This window comes from Sphingobium sp. RS1 (assembly GCF_056156825.1).
In genome coordinates, this window is the sequence record NZ_JBLZXE010000002.1 from 88,176 (window position 1) to 109,826 (window position 21,651).

Annotated in this window: 23 protein-coding genes; 7 read left to right on the forward strand and 16 right to left on the reverse strand. The window is 64.1% G+C overall.

The window, feature by feature from the left end; genetic code table 11:
• Position 1 precedes the first annotated feature (1 nt).
• Both ACNHGR_RS02075 and ACNHGR_RS02080 read right to left on the reverse strand, forming a co-directional pair.
• Positions 2-1,117 (reverse strand): RcnB family protein, encoded by a 1,116-nt coding sequence (locus ACNHGR_RS02075; protein WP_475283932.1) that lies wholly within the window; start codon positions 1,115-1,117, stop codon positions 2-4.
• 176 nt (positions 1,118-1,293) lie between these two features.
• Positions 1,294-1,776, reverse strand: a complete 483-nt coding sequence (locus ACNHGR_RS02080) for a GAF domain-containing protein (protein ID WP_475283933.1) — start codon at positions 1,774-1,776, stop codon at positions 1,294-1,296.
• 103 nt (positions 1,777-1,879) lie between these two features.
• Between ACNHGR_RS02080 and ACNHGR_RS02085 the strand changes: the two genes are divergently transcribed.
• Genes ACNHGR_RS02085 through ACNHGR_RS02095 form a run of 3 tightly spaced genes read left to right on the forward strand, consistent with a single transcriptional unit; the run spans position 1,880 to position 4,352 of the window.
• Positions 1,880-3,115 carry a glycosyltransferase family 2 protein gene (locus tag ACNHGR_RS02085; protein ID WP_475283934.1) on the forward strand — a complete coding sequence of 412 codons (1,236 nt, stop codon included), beginning with the start codon at positions 1,880-1,882 and terminating at the stop codon, positions 3,113-3,115.
• Positions 3,112-3,510, forward strand: a complete 399-nt coding sequence (locus tag ACNHGR_RS02090; protein WP_184271270.1) for a GtrA family protein — start codon at positions 3,112-3,114, stop codon at positions 3,508-3,510. Before ACNHGR_RS02085 ends, ACNHGR_RS02090 begins: the two co-directional genes overlap by 4 nt.
• Positions 3,507-4,352, forward strand: coding sequence for a class I SAM-dependent methyltransferase (locus tag ACNHGR_RS02095; protein ID WP_184271273.1), 846 nt, complete (start codon positions 3,507-3,509; stop codon positions 4,350-4,352). The genes ACNHGR_RS02090 and ACNHGR_RS02095 overlap by 4 nt, the downstream gene beginning before the upstream one ends.
• A 15-nt stretch (positions 4,353-4,367) precedes the next feature.
• Here the strand turns inward: ACNHGR_RS02095 and ACNHGR_RS02100 are convergent, their stop codons facing one another.
• From ACNHGR_RS02100 to ACNHGR_RS02115, 4 genes are read right to left on the reverse strand one after another with little or no spacing between them, the layout of a single operon-like run.
• Positions 4,368-5,513, reverse strand: a complete 1,146-nt coding sequence (locus ACNHGR_RS02100) for a glycosyltransferase family 4 protein (protein WP_184271276.1) — start codon at positions 5,511-5,513, stop codon at positions 4,368-4,370.
• Positions 5,513-7,240 (reverse strand): hypothetical protein, encoded by a 1,728-nt coding sequence (locus tag ACNHGR_RS02105; RefSeq protein ID WP_475283935.1) that lies wholly within the window; start codon positions 7,238-7,240, stop codon positions 5,513-5,515. The genes ACNHGR_RS02100 and ACNHGR_RS02105 overlap by 1 nt, the downstream gene beginning before the upstream one ends.
• 1 nt (position 7,241) lies before the next feature.
• Positions 7,242-7,646, reverse strand: a complete 405-nt coding sequence (gene arfB, locus ACNHGR_RS02110; RefSeq protein ID WP_184271282.1) for an alternative ribosome rescue aminoacyl-tRNA hydrolase ArfB — start codon at positions 7,644-7,646, stop codon at positions 7,242-7,244.
• Positions 7,633-8,310 carry an RluA family pseudouridine synthase gene (locus ACNHGR_RS02115; RefSeq protein WP_475283936.1) on the reverse strand — a complete coding sequence of 226 codons (678 nt, stop codon included), beginning with the start codon at positions 8,308-8,310 and terminating at the stop codon, positions 7,633-7,635. Before ACNHGR_RS02115 ends, arfB begins: the two co-directional genes overlap by 14 nt.
• A gap of 75 nt (positions 8,311-8,385) precedes the next feature.
• Between ACNHGR_RS02115 and ACNHGR_RS02120 the strand changes: the two genes are divergently transcribed.
• Positions 8,386-9,345: an acyltransferase family protein gene (locus ACNHGR_RS02120; protein WP_475283937.1), complete on the forward strand. Its 960-nt coding sequence runs from the start codon at positions 8,386-8,388 to the stop codon at positions 9,343-9,345.
• Here the strand turns inward: ACNHGR_RS02120 and ACNHGR_RS02125 are convergent.
• From ACNHGR_RS02125 to ACNHGR_RS02135, 3 genes are all read right to left on the reverse strand, one after another.
• Complete coding sequence (locus tag ACNHGR_RS02125) at positions 9,342-9,818, reverse strand: hypothetical protein (protein WP_475283938.1); 477 nt, start codon at positions 9,816-9,818, stop codon at positions 9,342-9,344. The two genes, ACNHGR_RS02120 and ACNHGR_RS02125, sit on opposite strands and share 4 nt — an antisense overlap.
• Positions 9,819-9,902: 84 nt before the next feature.
• Positions 9,903-10,763 (reverse strand): sigma-70 family RNA polymerase sigma factor, encoded by an 861-nt coding sequence (locus ACNHGR_RS02130; protein ID WP_475283939.1) that lies wholly within the window; start codon positions 10,761-10,763, stop codon positions 9,903-9,905.
• A complete protein-coding gene (locus ACNHGR_RS02135; protein ID WP_475283940.1) occupies positions 10,763-11,218 on the reverse strand; it encodes a carboxymuconolactone decarboxylase family protein in 456 nt (151 codons plus the stop codon). The genes ACNHGR_RS02130 and ACNHGR_RS02135 overlap by 1 nt, the downstream gene beginning before the upstream one ends.
• A gap of 436 nt (positions 11,219-11,654) precedes the next feature.
• On the opposite strand from ACNHGR_RS02135, the gene ACNHGR_RS02140 reads away from it, so the two are divergent.
• Positions 11,655-12,734 (forward strand): mechanosensitive ion channel family protein, encoded by a 1,080-nt coding sequence (locus ACNHGR_RS02140; RefSeq protein ID WP_184271300.1) that lies wholly within the window; start codon positions 11,655-11,657, stop codon positions 12,732-12,734.
• Here ACNHGR_RS02140 and ACNHGR_RS02145 read toward each other — a convergent pair.
• Both ACNHGR_RS02145 and tyrS read right to left on the reverse strand, forming a co-directional pair.
• Complete coding sequence (locus tag ACNHGR_RS02145; protein ID WP_184271303.1) at positions 12,706-13,056, reverse strand: PilZ domain-containing protein; 351 nt, start codon at positions 13,054-13,056, stop codon at positions 12,706-12,708. The two genes, ACNHGR_RS02140 and ACNHGR_RS02145, sit on opposite strands and share 29 nt — an antisense overlap.
• Before the next feature lie 83 nt (positions 13,057-13,139).
• Positions 13,140-14,357 (reverse strand): tyrosine--tRNA ligase, encoded by a 1,218-nt coding sequence (gene tyrS / locus ACNHGR_RS02150; RefSeq protein ID WP_475283941.1) that lies wholly within the window; start codon positions 14,355-14,357, stop codon positions 13,140-13,142.
• A gap of 55 nt (positions 14,358-14,412) precedes the next feature.
• On the opposite strand from tyrS, the gene ACNHGR_RS02155 reads away from it, so the two are divergent.
• Positions 14,413-15,498 (forward strand): anhydro-N-acetylmuramic acid kinase, encoded by a 1,086-nt coding sequence (locus tag ACNHGR_RS02155; RefSeq protein ID WP_475283942.1) that lies wholly within the window; start codon positions 14,413-14,415, stop codon positions 15,496-15,498.
• A 218-nt stretch (positions 15,499-15,716) separates the two neighbouring features.
• Here the strand turns inward: ACNHGR_RS02155 and ACNHGR_RS02160 are convergent, their stop codons facing one another.
• The 3 genes from ACNHGR_RS02160 to ACNHGR_RS02170 all read right to left on the reverse strand — a co-directional run bounded on the left by ACNHGR_RS02160 (position 15,717) and on the right by ACNHGR_RS02170 (position 18,006).
• Entirely contained in the window at positions 15,717-16,049 is a 333-nt protein-coding gene (locus ACNHGR_RS02160) for a hypothetical protein (protein WP_475283943.1), read from the reverse strand.
• A 101-nt stretch (positions 16,050-16,150) separates the two neighbouring features.
• Entirely contained in the window at positions 16,151-16,669 is a 519-nt protein-coding gene (locus ACNHGR_RS02165) for a DUF4136 domain-containing protein (protein ID WP_475283944.1), read from the reverse strand.
• A gap of 161 nt (positions 16,670-16,830) precedes the next feature.
• Positions 16,831-18,006, reverse strand: a complete 1,176-nt coding sequence (locus ACNHGR_RS02170; RefSeq protein ID WP_475288300.1) for a vWA domain-containing protein — start codon at positions 18,004-18,006, stop codon at positions 16,831-16,833.
• Between the two features lie 143 nt (positions 18,007-18,149).
• On the opposite strand from ACNHGR_RS02170, the gene ACNHGR_RS02175 reads away from it, so the two are divergent.
• Positions 18,150-19,514, forward strand: a complete 1,365-nt coding sequence (locus ACNHGR_RS02175; RefSeq protein WP_475283945.1) for a methyl-accepting chemotaxis protein — start codon at positions 18,150-18,152, stop codon at positions 19,512-19,514.
• 573 nt (positions 19,515-20,087) lie between these two features.
• Here the strand turns inward: ACNHGR_RS02175 and ACNHGR_RS02180 are convergent.
• On the reverse strand, positions 20,088-21,119 hold the full coding sequence (locus ACNHGR_RS02180; RefSeq protein ID WP_475283946.1) for a hypothetical protein: 1,032 nt from the start codon (positions 21,117-21,119) through the stop codon (positions 20,088-20,090).
• Between the two features lie 92 nt (positions 21,120-21,211).
• Positions 21,212-21,625: a GFA family protein gene (locus ACNHGR_RS02185; RefSeq protein WP_184271326.1), complete on the reverse strand. Its 414-nt coding sequence runs from the start codon at positions 21,623-21,625 to the stop codon at positions 21,212-21,214.
• Positions 21,626-21,651 lie beyond the last annotated feature (26 nt).

A 21,651-nucleotide genomic window follows, 5' to 3' on the forward strand; every position in this document is an offset into this window, starting at 1 on the left:
CTTATTTGCAGCGGCAACTGCGCACTGCGCGGCGGCGAACGGCCTTGCGATAGGGCACGGTTTCCGTGACGTAGGTGGTGGTCGTCGTGGTCGTCACGGCGGGCTGCACCGTTACGGTCGTCACGATGGGTGCGGGATAGTAATAGCCGTTGGCGATGTAGCCTCCCCCCTGACTGACCGATACTGGGCCAGAACCGCCCGACCAATGCGGCGCACCGGCATAGGGCGGCGCGTCATAATCGACGCCCGCACCGCGCACATCGCCTTCGAATCGGCCATCATAGGTGCCGCTCACCTGCCGGCCGTCATCGGTCGTCCAGGTGCCGGTCCAGCGGCCTTCATATTCATTCTGCGTGGTCACGCCGTCGTCTGCGGCGCCATAGCCATAATCATAGCCGGCGCCCGGACGACGCGGCGGTGGCGGAGCGTTGCGGCGTGGGCCATCCTCGGCCTTGTCGATCGCCATACCGGCAACGGCGCCGACACCCGCGCCGATCAGCGTACCGGCTGTGCGATTGCCGCGTCCGGCGATACGATTGCCGGCGATGCCGCCGACGACGGCGCCGATCGCGGCGCCACCCACGCCATTGTCGCGGCGTGGTTCATCATAATAGCCGTCATCGCCATCGGGGCCATAGCCGCCTTCGTAGCGGTCCCAGTCCAGATTGCTGCGCGAATCATAAACACGGCCATAACGGTCGGTCATGACCGCATCGTCATAATAGCGCGACCAGCCATAGCCATAGGCCGGTGCGGGCAGGCCATAGGCGCCGTAGTTGGCGATATAATAATTGGGGCTGACCCAATAGCGGGGCAAGACATAGCCATAAACCGGGCGCTGATAGCCGTTCCAGCCACCCGGCGCCCGCCAGCCGGCATACCAACGGCCATTATAGCGCGATCCCCAGCGATGGCCGCCGTTCCACTGGCCGTTCCAGCCGCCCGGCCGGGGCATGTGCGTGCCAGGATGCGGCATGGAGCCACCGGGGCGCGGCCCGCTCCAGCCCTTGCCCATCACGGGCAGGGCAGCGCCTGCACCGGTCGCGGCGACCGCCGGTGCGGTGACGCAGGCCAGCGCTACGCTTGCCCCCAAAAGGAAAAAGGTTGGAGTTCGCATGGTTAACACTCCCTGTTGTGCATGGCGTGCGAACCGGATGCGCAGGCCGAAATCCTAACGCATCATTTAGCATGCTGATCCGCAGCTAGCCACGATTCCTACCCCGAAATCCTGTCCCGAAACGGGGCGGAAAGCCGAAGCTGGCGGCTGCATGGGCAGGAAAGACGGTTAACGGTTCAGGCGATCCGCGCGCCGATAAGCGCGGCGAGGGCCTCCAGTCCGCGTGCATCGTCCGAGTCGAAGCGAGCCGGGCGAGGACTATCGAGGTCGATCACGCCGATCAGACGGCTATCATGAAGTACGGGCACCACGATCTCGGACGCGCTGGCCGCGTCGCAGGCGATGTGACCGGGAAATGCGTGCACATCCTCCACCAGCTGCGTTTCTCGGGTCGCCGCTGCCGTACCGCACACGCCGCGGCCAAGCGGGATGCGGATGCAGGCGGGCTTGCCCTGAAACGGTCCCAGTACCAGTTCATCCTCGACCATGCGATAGAAGCCCGCCCAGTTGAGGTCGGGCAGGAACTGCCAGAGCAGGGCGGATATGTTGGCCATGTTGGCGACCGCATCGGGCTCGGACGCAGTCAGGGCGTCGGCGGCCGAGAGAAGGTCGGCATAAAGGGTGGGCTTGTCGGCGGCGGTGGATGCAAAGTCGTACATGGCGCTCATATAGGCGCGCGCTCGCGCTGCGGCCAGTGCGACAAGAATCCGTTAACCAAAGTTCGCTATCGCCATCACAAGGCCTGCATAATCGAGGGTGACGATGTTCTTAGACGCGGCGCATAGCTTGTCCAACCTGCGTGGAGACGCGCGCGCCATCGATGTGACGATCGTCATGCCCTGCCTCGACGAGGCGATCAGTCTGCCACATTGTATCGCCAATGCCCGGAACGCGCTGGACCTGATCGAGGCGCAGCATGGGCTGTTTGGTGAAATCGTCATCGCCGACAATGGATCGACCGACGGCAGCCAGCAGCTGGCGACGGACCTGGGCGCGCGCGTCGTGCCAGTGGCGCGGCGCGGCTATGGCGCGGCGCTGATCGGCGGCTGCGAGGGCGCCTATGGCCGCTATCTGCTGATGGGCGACGCCGATGGCAGTTACGACTTCACCGATGGCGTGGGGATGATCGGCGAATTGCTGGCCGGTGCGGATCTGTGCATGGGATCGCGGTTCAAGGGCGGGATCGCGCCGGGTGCTATGCCCTGGAAGAACCGCTATATCGGCAATCCGGTTCTCACCGGAATTCTCAATCTCTTCTTTCGCTCGGGGATCAGCGACGCGCATTGCGGTCTGCGCGCCATCACGCGCGATTGCTTCACGTCGCTCGGCCTGTCGGGCAGCGGCATGGAATTCGCCAGCGAGATGGTCATCAAGGCCAGCCTGCGGCGGTTCCGCCTGACCGAAGTGCCAGCTACCCTGTCTGTGGATTTGCGCGACCGTGCGCCCCACCTGCGCCCCTGGCGCGATGGCTGGCGGCATCTGCGCTATTTGCTGATGCTGAGTCCGACATGGGTATTCGGCGTGCCGGCAATGATGGCGATGGGGCTATCGGCGCTGATCCTGGCGGTCGCCATCGGCTTCTGGCTCGGCCTCTTCCACGGCGAAACGCCATTTGGGATCAGCTGGGCGATCGCCAGCGGCTTTCTGTTTACCACTGGCCACCTCGCGCTGCTGATGGCCTTTGCCGGGCATCTCCATGGCGTGACGCTGGGGTATCGCAAACTGCGGCCGGTGGTCGAACGATTGGGGCGGAAGATCAGCCTGGAAACTATGTTGGCAGCCGGCGCTGCGCAGATGCTGGCGGCGATGACGATTTTTGCGGCAACCGGCTGGTACTGGTCGAACCATGGTTTTGTCGCACTGCCCAATCCGCTGCCGCTGGTGCTGGCAGGTGTGCTGGGCGCGACCGGTGCGCAAACAATCTTCGGGGGCTTTCTACTGGCCATATTGGCCGGGCATGATGCGCGTTTTCTAGGATCAAGGGCCTACCGGTCATGAAGGCGCTGATCCGTCGTGGACCGCGTTATGCGGCCGTTTCCCTCTTTTGCCTGATGCTGAGCAACGTGATCCTGATCGGGGCAGACCGGCTTGGCTGGTCTAGCGGCATGGCTGTACTGTCGAGTGCGGTTGTCTTGATCCCGGTAGGATTCCTGCTTCAGGCGCGCGTTACCTTCGCGGTGGAGCCGACCAGCGATGCCTTTTTTCGCTATGCGGCCGCGCTGGCGACCAATGTACCATTGTCATGGCTGGTCCTGCTGATCGTCCATGATCTGTGCGGCGTCGACATGGTCATCGCCGCGCCGCTGGCCACCATTCTGCTTTTTTTCTGGACTTATCTCACTAGTAGCTGGGCGCTTAGTCGCCGGCGCAATCCCCAAGGGAGTGTTTCATGATCGCCAGCAACGACCTGCTCGCCACCTTCGTATCGCGCTATCCTGCCCAGCCCGCCACGGCCTTCTGGCGCGGCATCGAGATCGAACAACTCGCTCGAGTGTTCGATTCTGAAGGCGTCGGACTGGACCTGGGCTGTGGCGATGGCATCCTGACCGACATATTGTTCAAGCGGATTGGCGTGACCCCGCGGTTGATCGGCATCGATATCGATCCGCTGGAGACGGAAGCGGCGGCGGCTTATGCCTTTTATGAACGCATTCACACGCGTCCGGCACAGGCTATTCCTGAACCCGATGCCAGCATCGACTATGTGATTTCCAACTCGGTTCTGGAGCATATCCCCGATCTGGAGGGCGTGATCGCCGAAGTCGGACGTGTACTCAAACCGGGCGGACGTTTCTATTTCACGGTGCCTGCGCCCGGATTTCATCAGAATTTGCGCGGCAGCATCTTGCCCGGCGTGTCGCGCACGCGCTATCTGTCCGATCTCGATAAGAGGCTGGCGCATTTCCATTATCTGTCGGCAGCCGACTGGGCCGCCATGGCGGGACGGCACGGCCTGGCGCTGGACAACGCGACCGGCTATCTCGACCAGCAGGAAACCCAGCGCTGGGAACATCTGTCGCGCATGACCGGTGGTCTGCTGCACAGCCTCAGCTTCGGACGCAGTCGGCCGATCGAAATCCAGCGCACGCTCAAGATTCGCGATCTGCAAAATCGCATGGCGCTGCCGACCCCGATCGCTTCGGGTATCGCCAGGCTGATCGGCTGCGGGGATAATCCCGATACGACAGGTACGCAGTCCTGCCTGCTGGTTGTGGGGCATCGCCCGCGCGATTGATCGCGCGGGAAGGGGTTAATCCGTGGCGGCGTAGCTGGCCGCCACCGTCCGTAGCGAACTGTTGATCGATAGTCGGTCGGCATTGGCCGCGTACCAGGCGCGCGTCGCTTGACGCAGTGCATCGCCCGCCGTCACGGCCTGTATGATGGCGGCAGCGAGCATGTCGGGCGTAGCGGGATCGGCGATGAAGCCGTTGGCGCCCGGCGTCACCAGTTCGATGGCGGCATTGTCCGCCGCGGCGGCTACGATCGCAGGGATGCCGCGTGCCGAGGCTTCAACCACGACTAGGCCATAGCCTTCCCGTTCGGAGGGCTGGACGATGCACAGCGCTTCACGCATCGCCTGTTCTAGTATATCGGCCTCGACGAAGCCTGGCAGGGTGATAGCGTCGCCTTGGCCCAATGCATTGATCCGCTGTTCGATGCGGGGGCGGTCCGGTCCGTTCCCGAACAGGATCGCACGCAGGTCGGGCACGGACTGGCGTGCAATCGCTATCGCCTCGACCAAGAGCGGTACCCGCTTTTCAACGATCATGCGGCCGGCATAGACGATCGTCGCTGGTGTGCGTGCGGGCAGTATCTCACCGCGCGTAGGATCTTGCGCCAGGCCCGGCAGATAATCGATTGATCCATTCAGCCGCAGGCCGTGCAACCGTGCCTCGTGCAGGCGGCTGAAGACATGGGCGCGCTGCCGCACCCGCGCGCACAGCGATTGCACGCTCCAGCCGATCCATCCCAGTCGGCCCAGATAATCGCGCCAATAGTCGCGGCTCCAAATCTCGAACCAGTCGCAGACGATGCGATAGCCGCAGAGGCGCCGCAGCAATCCGGCGGCGAGCAGTGCGAAATAGGGGAAGGAACAGAGATGCACCACGTCATAGTGCCGGCCGTAGCGGGCTAGATGCGTCAGCACGCCCCATCCAAAGCGTAGGGGCGGGGCGATCCTGCGTTTGCCATCCTGATACAGTGCTGATCTGGGCGACACCGGGATGACGGTGACGCCAGGCAGGCCCGGCGGCGCATCGGCGTCCCACTGAGTCATGGTCAGATAGGTGACTTGGTGCCCGTCGGTCGCCAGCCGTTCCGCCAGCGCGCGATACCAGCGTTCGGCCCCGCCGATCGTCCAGGGGAAGAGGCAGTCATAGACGATACAGATATGCATTAACGGTGCGTCTCCCGACAGATCGCTTTCAGGCGACGAAAATGGCTGTCGTCGCCCGGTTTGGCATCCATGCGTTGCCGGATCGCGTCCAGGCTCCGCGCACCCAGGAAGGTGACGCGTTTCTTCCGACACAGGGCGGCTATTTGCGGCGCCGTCATGGAGCCCGACAGTAATCGCAGCGGACTGTTGGACAGATCAGGCCGATTTATGACGAGGTCGCTGCCGAAAGCGACCGCACCTTCATCGATCACGGCGATATCGGCAGGAAGGCGGTCGATCTGAACCGAAACGCGTGCATAGGGCAGGGTCAGCCAGGCGGCCATCGCCATATGGAGTGGCAGCAGCAGCCCGAAACTGGCTGCGTTGCTCCATGCCCAGATCCGTGGGCCCGGCCAATGCCCACGCAGCGCGATCCATCCCTGCCCGCCGAGCAGGCAGAAACTGCCGATCACACCATGCAGATAGCGATAACCCCAGCCATGCCCCTGAAAGGCAAGCAGCAAGCTGATTAGCAGGACATGCAGGGCGATGCCGGCGACGAGCGGCCGGACCAAAGGCGCGCGCCAGGCGAGCGTGAGAGCCGCAGCGGCCAGCGGCAATAGCAACAGATGTTGCCAGGCCACAAAGCGCAGCAGGTTCATCGCCATCAGCCACAGGCTGACAGGGCCTGTCGCGCGCAGCATGTCGATCACCCGATCGGCATAGCCCAGCCGGTCGCCGGTGCTGGACAGTGCCGTCATCGGCCCGCCGGCCAGTTGCGCGATCATGTTGGGCCAGGCCAGCCAGAACAGGCAGATAACGGCATAAGCCACCACGTAGAGGGTCGCCAGCGGCCAGCGTCGCTGGATCAGCAGGCCGGTCAGGATCGGGAAAACGAACAACGGGTGGAACAGCGGTTGATGTAGGCCGGTGGCGAGAAAGCCGACAAGGATCGCGCCGGCGTGGCTCCAGCCGCCGCGCAGGAAGAGCCAAAGCCAGACAAGGTTGAGCGCCAGATGGCCGGCCATGGCATGAGCGGTCATGCCCTGGATGACGACCTGCGACGATCCCGCATAGAGCAGTAGCGCGACCGTTCGCGCTTCGGCATCGCCGGGCCAGACACGCTCTGCAATCCGCCACAGCGCCAGCGCGCCGATGCCGGTGAAGGCGGGGCTTGTCAGTCCGGCGTCGCCGATCAACGTCATGCCCGCACGCGCGAGCGCGTTGATCGGCAGATAGGCTGATATCCAGGCCTGTCGGTCGGCAATCGGCAACATGAAAAACTGGTTGAGCGAATCGGCCATCGGTTGCCAGTTGGGTGCGATCGGCCAGAAGAGGCGTCCCTGCGCAAAGATCGCTGCATCGAAACTCGCCATCTGCTCGTCGCGGGTGAGGTCATAGGATTGCAGCAGCCAATGATGACCGGCGCCGCAGACCATGAGGAGCGCGAGTGCGAACAACCAGGGGCGGTGGACAAGGGCATCCATCCAGCGCAAGGATTGGACGATGCCGGTGGATTGAAGGCCGTATCGCAGCAGCAATGCGATCAGCATCGCGACAGCCAGATCCTGCCGGATGAAAAGGAAGGCACTGAATTGCCTTTTGTCGTGCACTGGATCGACCAGCACGCCGAACAGCCCGATCGCCAGCAACATGGCCAGCAGCAACGGCAGTCGGGTGCTGGCCTGTTTCAGCCATGCCGTGACTGCGCTTCCGTCCCCCATGATCGTCTGGCCCCCCGGCATCATGCTAATCCATCCGTACCTTGCCGCGCCCTTGTTTGACCGAGCTTCGCGCCTTCTTTGCGTCCACACGCCGCGCCTTGGCGGCCTTGCCCGGTTTGGTGGCGATGCGGCGGGCATCGCGGACATGGGCCTTGGCGATCATCTCCGCCAGTCGTTCGCGCGCATCCTGCCGGTTCGCTTCTTGCGTGCGAAAGCGGGAGGCCTGGATGACGATCTCGTTGGCGGAAGTCAGGCGCGACCCGGCCAGTTCCTTGAGCTTGCGATAGGCATAGGGCGGGAGGCCCAGCCTGAACAGATCGACCCGCAATTGGACCGTCGTCGCCACCTTGTTGACATTCTGCCCGCCCGGACCGCCGCCGGTGATGAAGCGCTCCTCCAGCGCGTCATCGGGAATCTCAAATCCCGGCATCGTCCAGCAACTCCGGGCCGAAACCGGCGGCTGCAAAAGTGTCGGGCAGGGGAGCGGTGGCGGCCGCAGCGGGCTTGTCGCCGCGCGCGATGCTGAGGAAACGGCTGTGCAGCAGCATCTTGCCCTCACCATTGCCATAGACCGGATCGCCGACGATGCCGAAACCGAGGCCATGCAGCGCATGGACGCGGATCTGGTGGGTGCGGCCGGTCTGCGGCGTGAAGGCGATCAGCGCGCGGCCATCCTTTTCCGCGATCTTGCGCCAATGGGTGATGGCGTTCTTGCCTGCCTTGGCCGGAATCATGCGCCATCCCTGTGCTTCGCTGCTGATCTTCTTGAGCGCCAGTTCGATCGTGCCGTTGTCCTCTGCCGGTACGCCGTTGACCACGGCGACATAGCGTTTCTCGACCGTGCCAGCCTCAAAGGCGGCGGCGAAGCGCTTGTGCGCCTTGGGGTTGCGGGCGAGCAGCAGGCAGCCGCTGGTGTCGCGGTCCAGACGATGAACCGGCAGCGGCCAGCGCTGGAAGCCGAAGGTCAGCGAAGCGAGGTGATTTTCCAGCGCCAGCGATCCGTCGCGCGGCGCATCGACGGGCAGGCCGGCCGGCTTGTCGAGGATCAGCGCCTCGCCATCGATGAACAGGACTTTGTCGGCAAGCAGGGACAAGAGGAGTATCCGATCGGAATAAAAGAAAGGTGGGACAATTGACGCGCGCGCGGCTTCCTATAGGCGGTGAGAGCGATGGACAACAGGGGGCATGACGGGCGGCAGGCGCAATTTCGGCTGGACTGGGTCGATGTGGCGCGTGGGATCGGCATCATCGCAGTGGTGATCGGCCATGTCTGGACGCGCGGGGGCGTGCGTGACGCCATGTACAGTTTCCATATGCCGCTCTTCTTCCTGCTGTCCGGCATGCTGTCGCGGCCGCATCCGCTCGGCGCCTTTACCCGGCGGCAACTGAGCAGCCAGATGCGGCCCTATGCCGTCTTTCTGGCGCTGCTGATCCTTGCAGACCAGATTATCGAGCCGCTGAAGGGCGGGCGGCCGATCTTTCACCAGTGGCCGGAGGATGTGGTGCCGATCCTGCTGGGCGGTTTCTGGCTACGCGGACCTTATACGATCTTCTGGTTTGTCCCCTGCCTCATGATCGCGCGCATCCTGTTCAACGTCGCACTGCTGCGCTGGCCCGACATATTGGACAGGCGCTGGGCGTTCATCCTGCTGCCGACTATCCTCCTTGCCTATGCGCTGGGCTGCTGGACCGAGGCGTCGCCACTGGGGCTGCTGAGCGTACCCATGGCCTTCTGCCTGCTGTGGGTTGGGGCGCTCTGGCCGCGGGTCCGCTGGCATAATTTCATGATCGTGCCGATCGCCCTGCTGGCTCTGCTCGGGCTGGCGGGGATCGCGCCGACGCTGAACATGAAGATCGCCGATTATGGCTGGCCCTTGCTGTCGATCGGCTCGGCGGTGGCGACCTGCCTGCTGCTGTTCCGGCTTTCTGCCAGGATCGCATCCTTTGCCGGGCCGCTGGCGTCGCTGGGGCGGGCGTCGCTGGTCATCATGTACCTGCATGTCGCGGTGATCCATTATGGATCACCCTATCTGGGCAAGCCCTGGCTGCTCCTGCTGGCGCTGGCGCTGCCTTTCGGCCTCCACGCCATCATCCGCCGGTCGCCCGCCGCGACCCGGATTCTGCTCTAGCTGTCCTTGATCAGCGACATGCGGTCGTCCACCCCGGCGCGGGCGACGATGCTGTAGGCGGCCTGGGCTATGATCTGCGCCTGTGTCAGTGCGGCGCCATCCTTCTCCCGCTGGGCGGAGGCGACCGGATCGGCCACGGCGGAAGCCTGTGGCGAGGCATAATAGCTGGACTCGGCGAGGCGCTCGCTCAGCGAAGTGCGGACGGGCGTTTCCGACGCCGTACTGGCGGTTACCTGCCGTGGGCCGGCCGACGCCGTATAGGTCAGCGGTTCGCTGACGTTGGGGGCGGATATGACCACGGGGCTGGTCGTGGGGGCGGTCGTTTCGGACGCGTCGGCCGTTGGCGTCGGGGCAGGGCTGGGCGTGCTATTTTGTGCCGCGGCGGCAGCCGCAGCAGCTTCGACGGTCGTTTCCGTCGCTTTCTTGATCTGGCCCCAGGCATTGCCCAGGCCGTTACCGATCGCACCGATCATTAAAATATCTCCCGTCCCCGCCGTTCTCATCCGTCATAGGGCCTTCCATGCCCTCAACGAACAGGGTTGGCGGCTTGTTAAGCTTCAATGCAGATGTTGCAGCTTGTCCGGGTTGCGCATGATGTAGATGGCGCGGACCTTTCCATCGTCGATATCCAGCGCGGTCGTCTGCACCTCGCCATCCGCCTCCCGCGTGATGAAGCCGGGCAGACCGTTGATGCGGCAGGTGCGCAGGAGGGTCGAACCATGTTTCAGGAAGTTGACCGCCAGCGCACGATGCAACTGCATGACCTGGCCGAAACCGAGTGCCGGACGGACGGTCGCGGGACGCTTGCCGCCGCCGTCGCTGTGCAGGCTGACATCGGCGGCCAGCAACGCGCCTAGCGCCCCCATGTCGCCGCTGCGCGACGCGGCGAAGAAGGCGGTGGCGATGTCCATGCCGCGCTGCCGTTCTACCTGAAAGCGCGGCCGGGCATCGCGGACATGGGTGCGCGCGCGCGCGGCCAGTTGGCGGCAGGCGGCGGGATCGCGCTGGATGGTGGTGGCAACCTCTTCGAACCCCAGCCCGAAGACGTCATGCAGCAGGAAGGCGGCGCGCTCCAGAGGGGACAGCCGTTCTAACGCCAGCATCAGGGGCAGGGTGACGTCTTCCTCTTCCTCCGCATCCTCGACCAGCGGTTCGGGCAGCCAGGGGCCGACATAGGTTTCGCGGCGCACGCGCGCGGACTTCAGATGATCGAGGCAGAGGCGCGTGACCGTGCGGCGCAGAAACGCTTCCGGTTCGCGAATGTCGGTGCGGTCGGTGCCCATCCAGCGGATGAAGGCATCCTGCACCACATCCTCGGCATCGGCGATGGAGCCGAGCATGCGATAGGCCACGCGGATCAGGCGGGGACGCAGCGGGTCGAAACTGGCGGCTGCGTCCATCTGCGTCCCCCCGTTCATCAGGCGGCTGCCTTGAGCGGCATGTCGTACCAGAGGTTGAAGCCGATCGCGATGCGGTTCCAGCCGTTGATGATGTTGATCATCAGGGTCAGATTGACCTGCTCTTCCTCGGTAAATTCCCAGTTGAGCGCTTCCCTGGCGGCTTCGTGGGTGTGGCCCTGCGACAGGGTGGTCAGCGCTTCTGTCCAGGCCAGCGCGGCGCGTTCGCGGTCGGTGTAGCAGGGGGCTTCGCGCCAGGCGGTGAGCAGGTAGAGGCGCTGTTCGCTCTCGCCCTTCGCGCGGGCTTCATAGCTGTGCATGTTGATACAGTTGGCGCAGCCGTTGATTTGCGATGCGCGCAGCTTGACCAGTTCGATCAGGCTGGATTCCAGGCTGTCGCCGATGGTGGTGGACAGCGCGGTCCAGCTCTTCATCAATTGCGGGGCGGCGGTATAGGGGTTGATCTTGTCGGTCATGATGCAGTCCTTTCCTTCGGGTCTGCTGACATGACGAGAGGGCTTTGCCGGATGTGACATGGGGTGTGGAAATTTTCGCCGCAGGTGATTTTTGCGCGACAGGCGGCGGCGGGGCAAAGTTCACACCGTCGTAGCCAATTTGCGGCCGGAAGCGCCCGCAATGCGCTTGCGAAGCGTCTCCGACGCACCTGCGACGCGACAGAGGGGCGACGATGGCGCGTCACATGCACGACAGGGATGCGCCCGACAGGCGACGGAGATGACGTGCGGTGCGCGGAAGGAAGGGCAAGATCCATCGCGGCGAGTAGATCAGGCGAAATCCTATTTTGGAAGGCTGATTTCCAAAGGGTTGGCGGTGACCGGCCCTTCGTCTCCATTCGTCAAAAAGCTTTCGCAGGTGCGAAACAAAATCGGTCGTGGTCGCGTTGCCCCACGCATGACCGATATCAGCCTGACCCACATCACGCCGATGGCGGTGATGTCGATCGCCATTTCGGTGGCTGCCGCTTTCCTGATCCACTGGGCGCTCTACTGGATCGGGCTGCGGATCGCGAAACATTCGAAACTGGAGCCGGTGCTGCTGCCCGCGATATACCAGCCGACGCGCTGGCTGGTGGTGCTGCTGGCGCTGGGCGCGGGCCTCAAGTCCATCGAACTGGGAGACCGGGTCGAGGATATGTGGGCGATCGGGGCGCGAATGATATTCGCGCTGCTGGTCGGGTGGCTGGTGTTTCGCCTGATGCGCGCCGGCAAGGCAATGATGGAGGCGAGGGCCGACATCAGCGTCGAGGATAATCTGAAAGCCCGGCGGCAGCGGACGAAGATCAGCATCCTCTATCGCATCTGCCAGTGCATCGTCGGCTTTCTGGTAATCGCGATGATGCTGATCGCCATTCCGGGCGTGCGGACGATCGGCGTGTCGCTGATGGCGTCGGCGGGGCTAGCCGCGCTGGCGGTGGGTGCTGCGGCGCAACCGGCGCTCAAGAATCTCATCGCCGGCATCCAGATGGCCTTTTCCGAGCCGATCCGGCTGGACGATGTCGTCATCATCGAAGGGGAATGGGGGCGGATCGAGGAGATCAAGCTGACCTATGTCATCGTGCGCATCTGGGACGATCGGCGCATGGTGGTGCCGGTATCCTATTTCCTGGAAAAGCCGTTCCAGAACTGGACGACGAAGACGTCGGACCTGCTGGGTACGGTGTTCCTCTATGTCGATCCGACCGCCGATATCGAGCGAATCCGGACGCGCTTTGTGGAAGCAGTGAAGGCTAATGCGCGCTGGGACGGGCGGGTCGCGATCTTGCAGGTGACGGACCATCGGGCCGACGCGCTGGAACTGCGCGGGCTGCTGTCGGCGCGCAATGCGGGCATCGCGTTCGATCTGCGCTGCGAGGTACGGGAGGCGATGCTGACATTCCTGCGCACCGAAATGCCCGAAGCGCTGGTGCGCGGGCGTCAGAAACTGGAAGCGGAAAAGGGTTTCGTTACCATGCCGTCCGGCGCGGGGGGATGAGGCCAAGCATCGCGTCGTAAATTTGCGGCGTGATTGGCTCCAGAAACTCCATGCCGAGCCGGCCATCCTCGACCCAGCGGACTTCCGCCGCATAGTCTTTCACGATCGGCAGCCAGACGCTGACCTGTTCTTGCGCCATGAAGCTGCTGTCGCTGCGGCACATCAGGCCGAGCGCGGAGATGTTGATGATGCGGATGCCATGGGTACGGCCGCCGGTCGTGATGTGGCTGAGCATGTCCACCAGATCCCGACCCGCGCGCCGCTGATCGACTGCGGGATCGCGGGAGCGCAGGACGTGGCCGAGATTGGCGAAGACGGACATGGAGCCGGTCTACGCCCGCGAAAATGGACGCTTTACTAGGGGAGAGCGTTAACCGCGGGCTAACGCTCTTTCCTTTCGTGAGGTCAGGCGACGATCAGGCCGTGCTTCTTCGCGCCGAAGCTCAGCTTGTCGCCGGGTTTGAGCGTGACGGCGGGATCGGTGATGACCTCGCCATTCACCTTGATCGCGCCTTCGGTCAGCTTGCGACGCACTTCCTTATTGGATGTGGCAAAGCCAAGACCGGTGGTGGCCTGCACCACGGTCAGGCCTTCGCCGCCCAGGCTGACGGTCGGCAGATTGGCGTCGGACGCGCCTTCCTCAAACGTCCGTCGCGCGGTTTCGGCCGATGCCTGTGCTGCTTCAAGGCCACGGCAAAGCGCGGTCGCTTCGTTGGCGAGGATCTTCTTCGCTTCGTTGATTTCCGCACCTTCCAGCGTGGCGAGGCGGTTCACCTCGTCCATCGGCAGGTCGGTGAAGAGGCGCAGGCGATTGGCGACGTCGGCATCGGCGGTATTCCGCCAGAATTGCCAATAGTCGTAATGCGAGAGCTGATCCTCGTTCAGCCACACGGCACCGCCCACGGTCTTGCCCATCTTCGTGCCGTCGGCATTGGTGAGGAGGGGCGTGGTGAGGCCGAACACCTGCGTGCTGTCGACACGGCGCGCGAGTTCGACGCCATTGACGATATTGCCCCACTGGTCCGATCCGCCCATTTGCAGGCGGCAGGCGCTGCGACGCGACAGTTCCAGGAAGTCGTAGGCCTGAAGGATCATGTAGTTGAATTCGAGGAAGGACAGCGACTGTTCACGGTCGAGGCGCAGCTTCACCGAATCGAAGCTCAACATCCGGTTCACCGAGAAATGCTGGCCGATGTCGCGCAGGAAGGGGATATATTCGAGGCGGTCGAGCCATTCGGCGTTGTCGAGCATGATGGCGTCGGTCGGCCCGTCACCGAAGGTCAGGAAGCGTTCGAACACGCGCTTGATGCTCGCGACATTCTGCGCGATCAGGTCCGTCGTCAGCAGTTTGCGCGCTTCATCCTTGAAGCTGGGGTCGCCGATCTTGCCGGTGCCGCCGCCCATCAGGACGATCGGCTTGTGACCCGCCTTCTGCAACTGGCGTAGCATCATAATCGACACCAGATGGCCGACGTGGAGCGACGGCGCGGTCGGATCAAAGCCGATATAGCCCGGCACCACCTGTTTCGCGGCGAGGGCGTCAAGACCCTCCGCATCGGTCAACTGATGGATGTAGCCGCGCGCTTCGAGTAGGCGCAGGAGATCGGACTGATAGTTGCTCATGGCGCGCGCCTGTAGCATTGCGGTTGCAACTGTAAAAGAGGCGGAGTTTTCGATCATGCTAGCAATCGGCCTGATGTCCGGCACATCGCGCGACGGGATCGACGCGGCGTTGATCGAGACGGACGGCGAGGGACGGGTCGAGGCGGTCGAATTTCATGCCATGGCCTATGATGAAGGGTTCCGGTTGCGGCTGGCCGAGGCGTGCCAGCGGGCGATGGCTATGGAAAAGCCGGGCTTCGAGCCGCTGATCGCGTCGGTCGAGGCGGAACTGACCGAGCGGCATGTGCAGGCGGTGGCGGACCTGCTGGGCCGCAGCGGGCATATTGCGCAGGATGTGGCTGTGATCGGCTTTCACGGCCATACCGTCGCGCATCGGCCGGAATGGGGATGGACCTGGCAGATTGGCGATGGCGCCGGGCTGGCCGGAGGGTTTGGCATTTCGGTCGTGGCGGACCTGCGCAGCGCCGATGTCACGGCGGGCGGACAGGGCGCGCCGCTGCTGCCGGTCTATCACCGGGCGCTGGCCGATGGGCTGGGCAAGCCGGCGGCGATCCTCAATCTGGGGGGCGTGGCGAACATCAGCTTCATCGGGGCGGACGGGACGTTGATCGCGTGCGACACCGGCATGGCAAGCGGGCTGATCGACAATTGGATGCAGACGCATGGCGGCGCAGCCTATGATGCAGGTGGTGCGACCGCGGCGCGGGGGACGGTGGACGAGGCGCGGCTGGCGGCGATGATGGCCGATCCGTGGTTTGCAGTGCCGCCGCCCAAGAGCATCGACCGCGAGCAGTTCAGTATCGACGCGGTGCGGGGCCTCAGCCTGGAGGATGGGGCGGCGACGCTGACGGCGTTCACGGCGGCGGCGGTGGCGCGGGCGATCGAGCATCTGCCGGAGCGGCCGGCTCAGATCCATGTCGCGGGCGGCGGGCGGCATAATGATACGCTGATGACGATGCTGGCGGAGCGGATCGGGGCGCAGATATTGAGCGTCGATGAGCTTGGCTGGCATGGCGATGCGCTGGAAGCGGAGGGGTTCGCCTATATGGCGGTACGGCATCTGAAGGGGCTGCCGATCAGCTTTCCGGGGACGACCGGGGCGCCGGCGCCGATGACCGGCGGCGTGCTGTTCCGGGCTTGAAGCATGATGCGCTTGGGCGCCACCGAATCATGCTTCAAGCGTCCTTTGCTTTCCGCATTTTGCGAGCCGTCATCTGTTCCAGATGACTTCAAAATGCTCTAACTTCGCACATTTCCCGCAGATTTCGACATTTTATTGCGCCGGGCTGATCCTATCGGAAGCGGCGAGTGCATTATAGCAGGGCGGCCCGCTGTAGGACAGCGGGCCGCCTTTTGCCATTACCAGCGGCGATGCTGGCCGTCATGCTTCTGGACCTTGACGCGGGCGCTCAGCGCATCGAAGCGGCGGTCGAGATCGGCGCGTTCGCGGGCATTGAGGCCACCCGAGCGACGATAGTCGGCTTCGCGGGCGGACAGGGCGCGGAAGTCGCTGCGCAGGCGCCAGGCTTCGTTGCGATTGAGCGCGCCGGAACGGACGCCCTGGTCGATGCGGGCGTCGATGCGCGCCTGACGCGCATTGATATTCTGCCAGGGGGCGGCACTGGCGGCCATGGGGGTGGCGATGGCCAGCGTGGCGGCGGCAGCGGCGATCAGGGTGGTGATCCGGTTCATGGCGACTTCTCCTTCTCGTTGTTCGATGGACCAAGGAGTAGAAGTCGCCTGTCGCGAAAATGTGCCGGATACCATGCGATTTTGTCGCGAATTGTAATAGCTTACGGAACGCCGATCACGGATTCGGGCTGGGCGGGATATTGGCGCAGCAAGGCGTTGGACAGGTCGGCCGCGATATTGCCCGGCGTCGCGGAGTTGCGCACCGTCACGGCGGACCCGCGCCACAATATGTCCGTCTCGCCACGCTTGCGCAGGACCATGTCGAGTTGCGTGCGCTCAAGCGCCACGTTGCGGGACTTGCCCGTCGGCACCGCGATCTTGACCGCCGATCCGACCCCGTTGCGCAAGCCGCCATTTTCAACCTTCGCGCCGGTGGTGGCGACCTTTGCGTCCACGGTCCCGACCGCCGTCACGGTGATGGCGAGTTCCATCGTGAGGGCGGCATGGCCGGCGCCGTCCAGCAGGGTGAAGCCCTTGTCCGCCAGAGCGCTGGCGGCGGCGTCGCGGAACAGATCCTCCTTCGCTTCGACGGCCATCGTCCCTTCCGTGGGCGGTGTGGCGGCGAGCGAGGGGGCTGGTGCCAGCGCGATGAGCGCGATGAGCGGCCATCGGGTAAACATGGCAAACGTCCTCCAGATAAAGGGTCTGGCCGGATATAGAGCATCGTGCGGAAAAGTGGGAACCGGTTTTCCGCTTAAAACGATGCGACAATAAAAGCTTAGAGCATGCGATCCGCGTCCGATTTAACGCAGCATGCTCTAAGTTGTGGGATCGCAAGCCGCTAGCGCTTGCGCGTCAATTCCCGCATCGCGCTGTCTATGCCCTCGATCGTCAGGGGATACATGCGATCGTTCATCAACTCGCGGATCATCCTGGTCGAATGGCTATAGCCCCAATGGGCCTGCGGTGCGGGGTTGAGCCAGACGGCGGCGGGATAGGTGCGGGTGATACGGTCGAGCCAGACGGCGCCCGCTTCCTCATTCATATGTTCGACCGATCCGCCGGCATGGCTGATCTCATAGGGGCTCATCGCCGCGTCGCCGACGAAGATCAGCTTATAGTCATGGCCATATTTGTGGAGGATATCCCAGGTCGGGATGCGTTCCGAAAAGCGGCGGCGGTTATCCTTCCATACGCCTTCATACAGGCAGTTATGGAAGTAGAAAAATTCCATATTCTTGAATTCGCCGGTGGCGGCGGAAAACAGTTCTTCGCATAGCGTAATGAACGGGTCCATCGAGCCGCCGACGTCGAGGAAGAGCAGCAGTTTCACCGCGTTATGCCGTTCCGGGCGCATACGGATGTCGAGCCAGCCCTGCCGCGCGGTGCCGCGAATGGTTTCGTCCAGGTCGAGTTCGTCCGCTGCGCCCTCCCGCGCGAAGCGGCGCAGGCGGCGTAGGGCAACCTTGATATTGCGGGTGCCAAGTTGCTTCGTGCTGTCGAGATTGGCGAATTCGCGCTTTTCCCAGACCTTGATGGCGCGCTTGTGCCGGGATTCGCCGCCGATGCGCACCCCCTCCGGATTATAGCCGCCATGGCCGAAGGGGGATGTGCCGCCGGTGCCGATCCACTTGTTGCCGCCCTGATGCCGTTCCTTCTGCTCCTCCAGCCGCTCTTTCAGCGTCTTCATGATCTCGTCCCAGTCGCCGAGCGACTTGATCTTTTCCATCTCCTCGGGGCTGAGATATTTTTCCGCGACGAGGCGCAGCCATTCTTCGGGGATGTCGGCCTCCACACCGTCTTGTCCCAGCACGCCCTTGAACACGCGGGCGAAGACCTGATCGAACCGGTCGAGCAGCCCTTCATCCTTCACATAGGTGGCGCGGGCGAGATAATAGAAATCTTCGGGCCGGCGGGCGATGACGTCGCGGTCCAGCGCCTCCAGCAGCAGCAGATGTTCCTTGATGCTGGCATTGATGCCGGCGGCGCGGAGGGCGTCGAGGAAATTGAGCAGCATGGATCGCTTGTCGGCCAGCCGGGGCGGCGATGCAAGCCGCAGCGCAGCCGCCATTGTCCGAATATTAAGTGTTGCAGTGCATGGTTAATCCGTCATCATCCAGACATAATAGATTTGGCGGGGCGCACTTGGAAAACAGGGACTTGTTGGCTGACCTGGGGGAACGGTCGGGCGACATAGCATTGCAGTGCAGCGAAACGGCTGGATATCTGAGCGAGCTGAACCGCCGCATACAGGGCGATTCGGTGCATCTGGCCGATTTGCAGGCCAATATGGCGACATTGGCGGCGAGCCAGAATGAGAGCGTGGCCGCCGCGCAGGAACTGAGCCTGACCGCGCGGCGCGCCGGGCGGATCATCGCGGACGGGCATGATGTGATCGGCCTGTCGCTGGGTGAGGTGGCGGGATTGGTAGAGCATGTCACCGGGCTGGAAGGGCATTTGCGCCAGTTCCTGACCGTGATCGAGGCAGTGGGCGACATCAGCGAGGAATTGGGCGCGATCGCGCGGCAGACGCGGCTGCTGGGCGTCAACGCCGCGATCGAGGCGGCGCGGGGCGGCGCGGCGACGCAGGGCTTTGCTGTGGTCGCGGACGAGATCCGGCGGCTGGCGGGGCAGGCGGGGGAGTCCGCCGCTTCGGTCGGAGACAAGCTGGGCCAGCTGGATCGCGATGCGCGGGCGCTGATCGGCGGGGTGGAGGCCAATATCCTGCGCGGCCGGGGCGTGGGCACCCATATCGACGAGTTGCGCCTGAGCATGGCGGAAATCGCGTCGCTGGTGACGCAATTTGGCGAACGGTCGGATGCGATCGTGACTTGCACTGACGCGGCGGACGGGGATGTGAGCGCTTTGCGGGATGGGCTGGCGACGTTCGGCCAGTCGGCCAGCGACAGCGCGTTGCGGGTGGATATTGCGCGCGAGCAGTTGGAGGGGCTGGAGGGCATGGCCAATGCGATGCTGAACAAGGCCGCGCATGGCCCGCAAAAGACGCGTAACAGCCGCTATATCGCGCTGGCAGAGGATGGCGCGGAGGAGGTGGGGGCGCTGATCGGGGAGGCGCTGGATCGGGGCGAGATCAGCCTGGAGGCGCTGTTCGACACGGATTATCGGGCGGTGCCCGGATCACGCCCGACCCAATATCTGAACGGCTTCACCGCTTTTGCCGACAGCCGGGTCCGTCCGGTGCTGGACCGGCGGACGAGCGAGGACAGTGCGATCATCGGCTGTTGCCTGCTCGACATGAACGGCTATCTGCCGACCCACATCAGCACGCGCAGCCAGCCGCAGCGGCCGGGCCTGTCGGACTGGAACATGGAATATGCGCGCAACCGGCAAATCTTCATGGACAGCCAGACGCGGCGCGCCTTGCAGGAGGAGGGCGATTTCTTCCTGTTCACCTATCGGCAGGATCTGGGCGAAGGCCGCTATCGCGCGCTGCGCAGCGTGTTCGTGCCGCTGGTTTTCGGCGGGCGGAAATGGGGGCTGTATGAGGTGGGGTATCTGATTTGAAGGTCGAGGGCGGGAGGGGGCGTTCCGCTAAGGACCAGAGGCGGGCTTTTGCTGACGAGACGGCGCAGCCTAAAATGTTCACGCGGAGACGCAGAGACGCGGAGAATTCATGCACAGTCTCCGCGTAAATCAAAAATCAGAGCGAATTTCGCGCAGAGGCGCAAAGGCCGGAGAGGGAAAGCGAGAATCTGCTCGGCGATCTCTGCGCCTCTGCGCGAACAAATATCAGCGCCTCCGGCGCGCAAAATCGGACCATCCGGTATCGACCACATGCGGACCTAATAGCCCCTCCCCTTAAGGGGAGGGGTTGGGGTGGGGGATCGCCTATAGGCCCTGCGTTATGAGGATGGACCCCACCCCCGTCCCCTCCCCTGAAGGGGAGGGGCTTATGTCGCGTTCCCACCCATCTTCGTCATTCCCGCGAAGGCGGTAATCCATCTCCTGACCTTACTTCCCGCACCACGCTGGGGAGATGGATATCCGCCTGCGCGGGGATGACGATGTGAGAGAAAGGGGGTAAACGCAAACCACCGATTTCCCCCCAAATGCTCCGTTCCGCCTGCCGCAGCAGCCCTACCGGCTGAGCGTGACCTCCCCGTTGGCGGCGTAGGTGGCGACGCTTTGGGCCTGGGCGGTCTGGGGGTCTTTGCCGTCCAGGATCGCGGCGATCTGGTGCGGGTTGGGGACGCGGTCGTAGAGGCCGTAGAGATCGGTCTGGCCGACCATATGAATCGACAGCTTGTAGCCCTGCGCATCGGTGGCGGGGTCGAAGGCGAGGACGGTGCCGCTGTCATCGACCGGCACGATGATCGCGCCGTCGCTGCGGCCGGCCTGTTGCAGCATGTCATAGCTGCCCTCGGCCGTGGTCACGGTGCCCCGGACGCACAGGGCGTCCTTGCCGTCGCGGGGGATGCGGACATCCTGCGGCACGGCCTGTTCGGCGGGTTTGGCTGGGGTCAGGCGCGCGTCGGCGGTGGGCGCGGCGGGGCAGGCGGCGAAGCTGGCCGGCATGGTGGCATGCAGGCTGGCGGGATCGTCCACCGACAGCTTGGCGAGCATGCCGTCGAGGCCCTTCAGCACGTCGGCGCGGCGCTCGGTGGGGCCGGTAACACGGATCTTCACGATCCAGCGCCCGGCATGGATGAAGCCCGCCGCCGTCGTCAACGCACCGTCGGCTGCGTCGTCATAGACTGCGCGGATTGCGCTGTCCGCCCGGCCGGCGGCAGGGGCGCTGGCATAGGCGGTGCGGCGGGTCTTGGCGCCGAACCGCTCCATCACCGCCTTGTCAGTCATATAGGCGGCGAGCGAAGCGTCGGCATAAGTGGGCAGATAGACGTAGAGGGTCGCCTGAACGGCGCCATCCTCCGACAGATATTGCGCATAATTGTCGACCGCGCGGCCGCCATTGGAGGCTTCGCCGCTCTTGGCGAGGGACAGGCCGGCGACGGTCTGGGGCAGGCTGATCCCGGCGGCGTCGGCGCGAATGGCGTCCTGCGTCGGCGTCCAGGCTTCGCCATCGGCGGCCTGCGCGAGCGAGGGGGCGGCGAGGCAGAAGGCCGACGCCGACAGAAAAGCGGTAATGAGACTCCGGGCGCACTTCGGCATCAGCATCCCTCTCCAGATCCAGACCGTCTTGGCGCGGCCTTGAACTATGACAGGGAGGCTACAGACTAAACCGGGGGGCGCAAGGGCCTAAATCAGGCGACGGGCGGGATTTGCGCGGGATAATGGGGCAAGGCGGGGTCGTGATGCGCCCAGTCCGGCGCGGCGCCGGTCCAGATCACCGCCTGCGGGCCGATCAGGGAAGGATCGTCCAGCGCGCCGGCGCGGATGAAGGTCAGATGCGGGCGCGATTCGGCCATGCTGAAGAGCGGCGTGCCGCAGGTGGGACAGAAGCCGCGCTTCATGGCGTTGCCGCTGTCGGCGACGCTGTCGTGCCAGCGGACCTCGCCGGTCGTCGTCACATGCTCGCTGGGGAAGCAGATATTGACCGTGCCGGAGCCGCCGCCCAGATATTGACACAGGCGACACCAGCACATGCGGGCAGCGAGGGGATCGGCGTCGATCGTGATGCGGACGGCGCCGCAGAGGCAGCCAGCTTTGTGGGGCATGGAAATTCCTCAATGTTGGCGCCGTT

Excerpts from the sequence above, each read along its gene's own strand:
- ACNHGR_RS02075 (WP_475283932.1), bottom strand. The coding sequence starts at position 1,117 with ATGCGAACTCCAACCTTTTTCCTTTTGGGGGCAAGCGTAGCGCTGGCC.
- ACNHGR_RS02080 (WP_475283933.1), bottom strand. The coding sequence starts at position 1,776 with ATGTACGACTTTGCATCCACCGCCGCCGACAAGCCCACCCTTTATGCC.
- ACNHGR_RS02085 (WP_475283934.1), top strand. The coding sequence starts at position 1,880 with ATGTTCTTAGACGCGGCGCATAGCTTGTCCAACCTGCGTGGAGACGCG.
- ACNHGR_RS02090 (WP_184271270.1), top strand. The coding sequence starts at position 3,112 with ATGAAGGCGCTGATCCGTCGTGGACCGCGTTATGCGGCCGTTTCCCTC.
- ACNHGR_RS02095 (WP_184271273.1), top strand. The coding sequence starts at position 3,507 with ATGATCGCCAGCAACGACCTGCTCGCCACCTTCGTATCGCGCTATCCT.
- ACNHGR_RS02100 (WP_184271276.1), bottom strand. The coding sequence starts at position 5,513 with ATGCATATCTGTATCGTCTATGACTGCCTCTTCCCCTGGACGATCGGC.
- ACNHGR_RS02105 (WP_475283935.1), bottom strand. The coding sequence starts at position 7,240 with ATGATGCCGGGGGGCCAGACGATCATGGGGGACGGAAGCGCAGTCACG.
- arfB (WP_184271282.1), bottom strand. The coding sequence starts at position 7,646 with ATGCCGGGATTTGAGATTCCCGATGACGCGCTGGAGGAGCGCTTCATC.
- ACNHGR_RS02120 (WP_475283937.1), top strand. The coding sequence starts at position 8,386 with ATGGACAACAGGGGGCATGACGGGCGGCAGGCGCAATTTCGGCTGGAC.
- ACNHGR_RS02125 (WP_475283938.1), bottom strand. The coding sequence starts at position 9,818 with ATGATCGGTGCGATCGGTAACGGCCTGGGCAATGCCTGGGGCCAGATC.
- ACNHGR_RS02130 (WP_475283939.1), bottom strand. The coding sequence starts at position 10,763 with ATGAACGGGGGGACGCAGATGGACGCAGCCGCCAGTTTCGACCCGCTG.
- ACNHGR_RS02135 (WP_475283940.1), bottom strand. The coding sequence starts at position 11,218 with ATGACCGACAAGATCAACCCCTATACCGCCGCCCCGCAATTGATGAAG.
- ACNHGR_RS02140 (WP_184271300.1), top strand. The coding sequence starts at position 11,655 with ATGACCGATATCAGCCTGACCCACATCACGCCGATGGCGGTGATGTCG.
- ACNHGR_RS02145 (WP_184271303.1), bottom strand. The coding sequence starts at position 13,056 with ATGTCCGTCTTCGCCAATCTCGGCCACGTCCTGCGCTCCCGCGATCCC.
- tyrS (WP_475283941.1), bottom strand. The coding sequence starts at position 14,357 with ATGAGCAACTATCAGTCCGATCTCCTGCGCCTACTCGAAGCGCGCGGC.
- ACNHGR_RS02155 (WP_475283942.1), top strand. The coding sequence starts at position 14,413 with ATGCTAGCAATCGGCCTGATGTCCGGCACATCGCGCGACGGGATCGAC.
- ACNHGR_RS02160 (WP_475283943.1), bottom strand. The coding sequence starts at position 16,049 with ATGAACCGGATCACCACCCTGATCGCCGCTGCCGCCGCCACGCTGGCC.
- ACNHGR_RS02165 (WP_475283944.1), bottom strand. The coding sequence starts at position 16,669 with ATGTTTACCCGATGGCCGCTCATCGCGCTCATCGCGCTGGCACCAGCC.
- ACNHGR_RS02170 (WP_475288300.1), bottom strand. The coding sequence starts at position 18,006 with ATGCTGCTCAATTTCCTCGACGCCCTCCGCGCCGCCGGCATCAATGCC.
- ACNHGR_RS02180 (WP_475283946.1), bottom strand. The coding sequence starts at position 21,119 with ATGCCGAAGTGCGCCCGGAGTCTCATTACCGCTTTTCTGTCGGCGTCG.
- ACNHGR_RS02185 (WP_184271326.1), bottom strand. The coding sequence starts at position 21,625 with ATGCCCCACAAAGCTGGCTGCCTCTGCGGCGCCGTCCGCATCACGATC.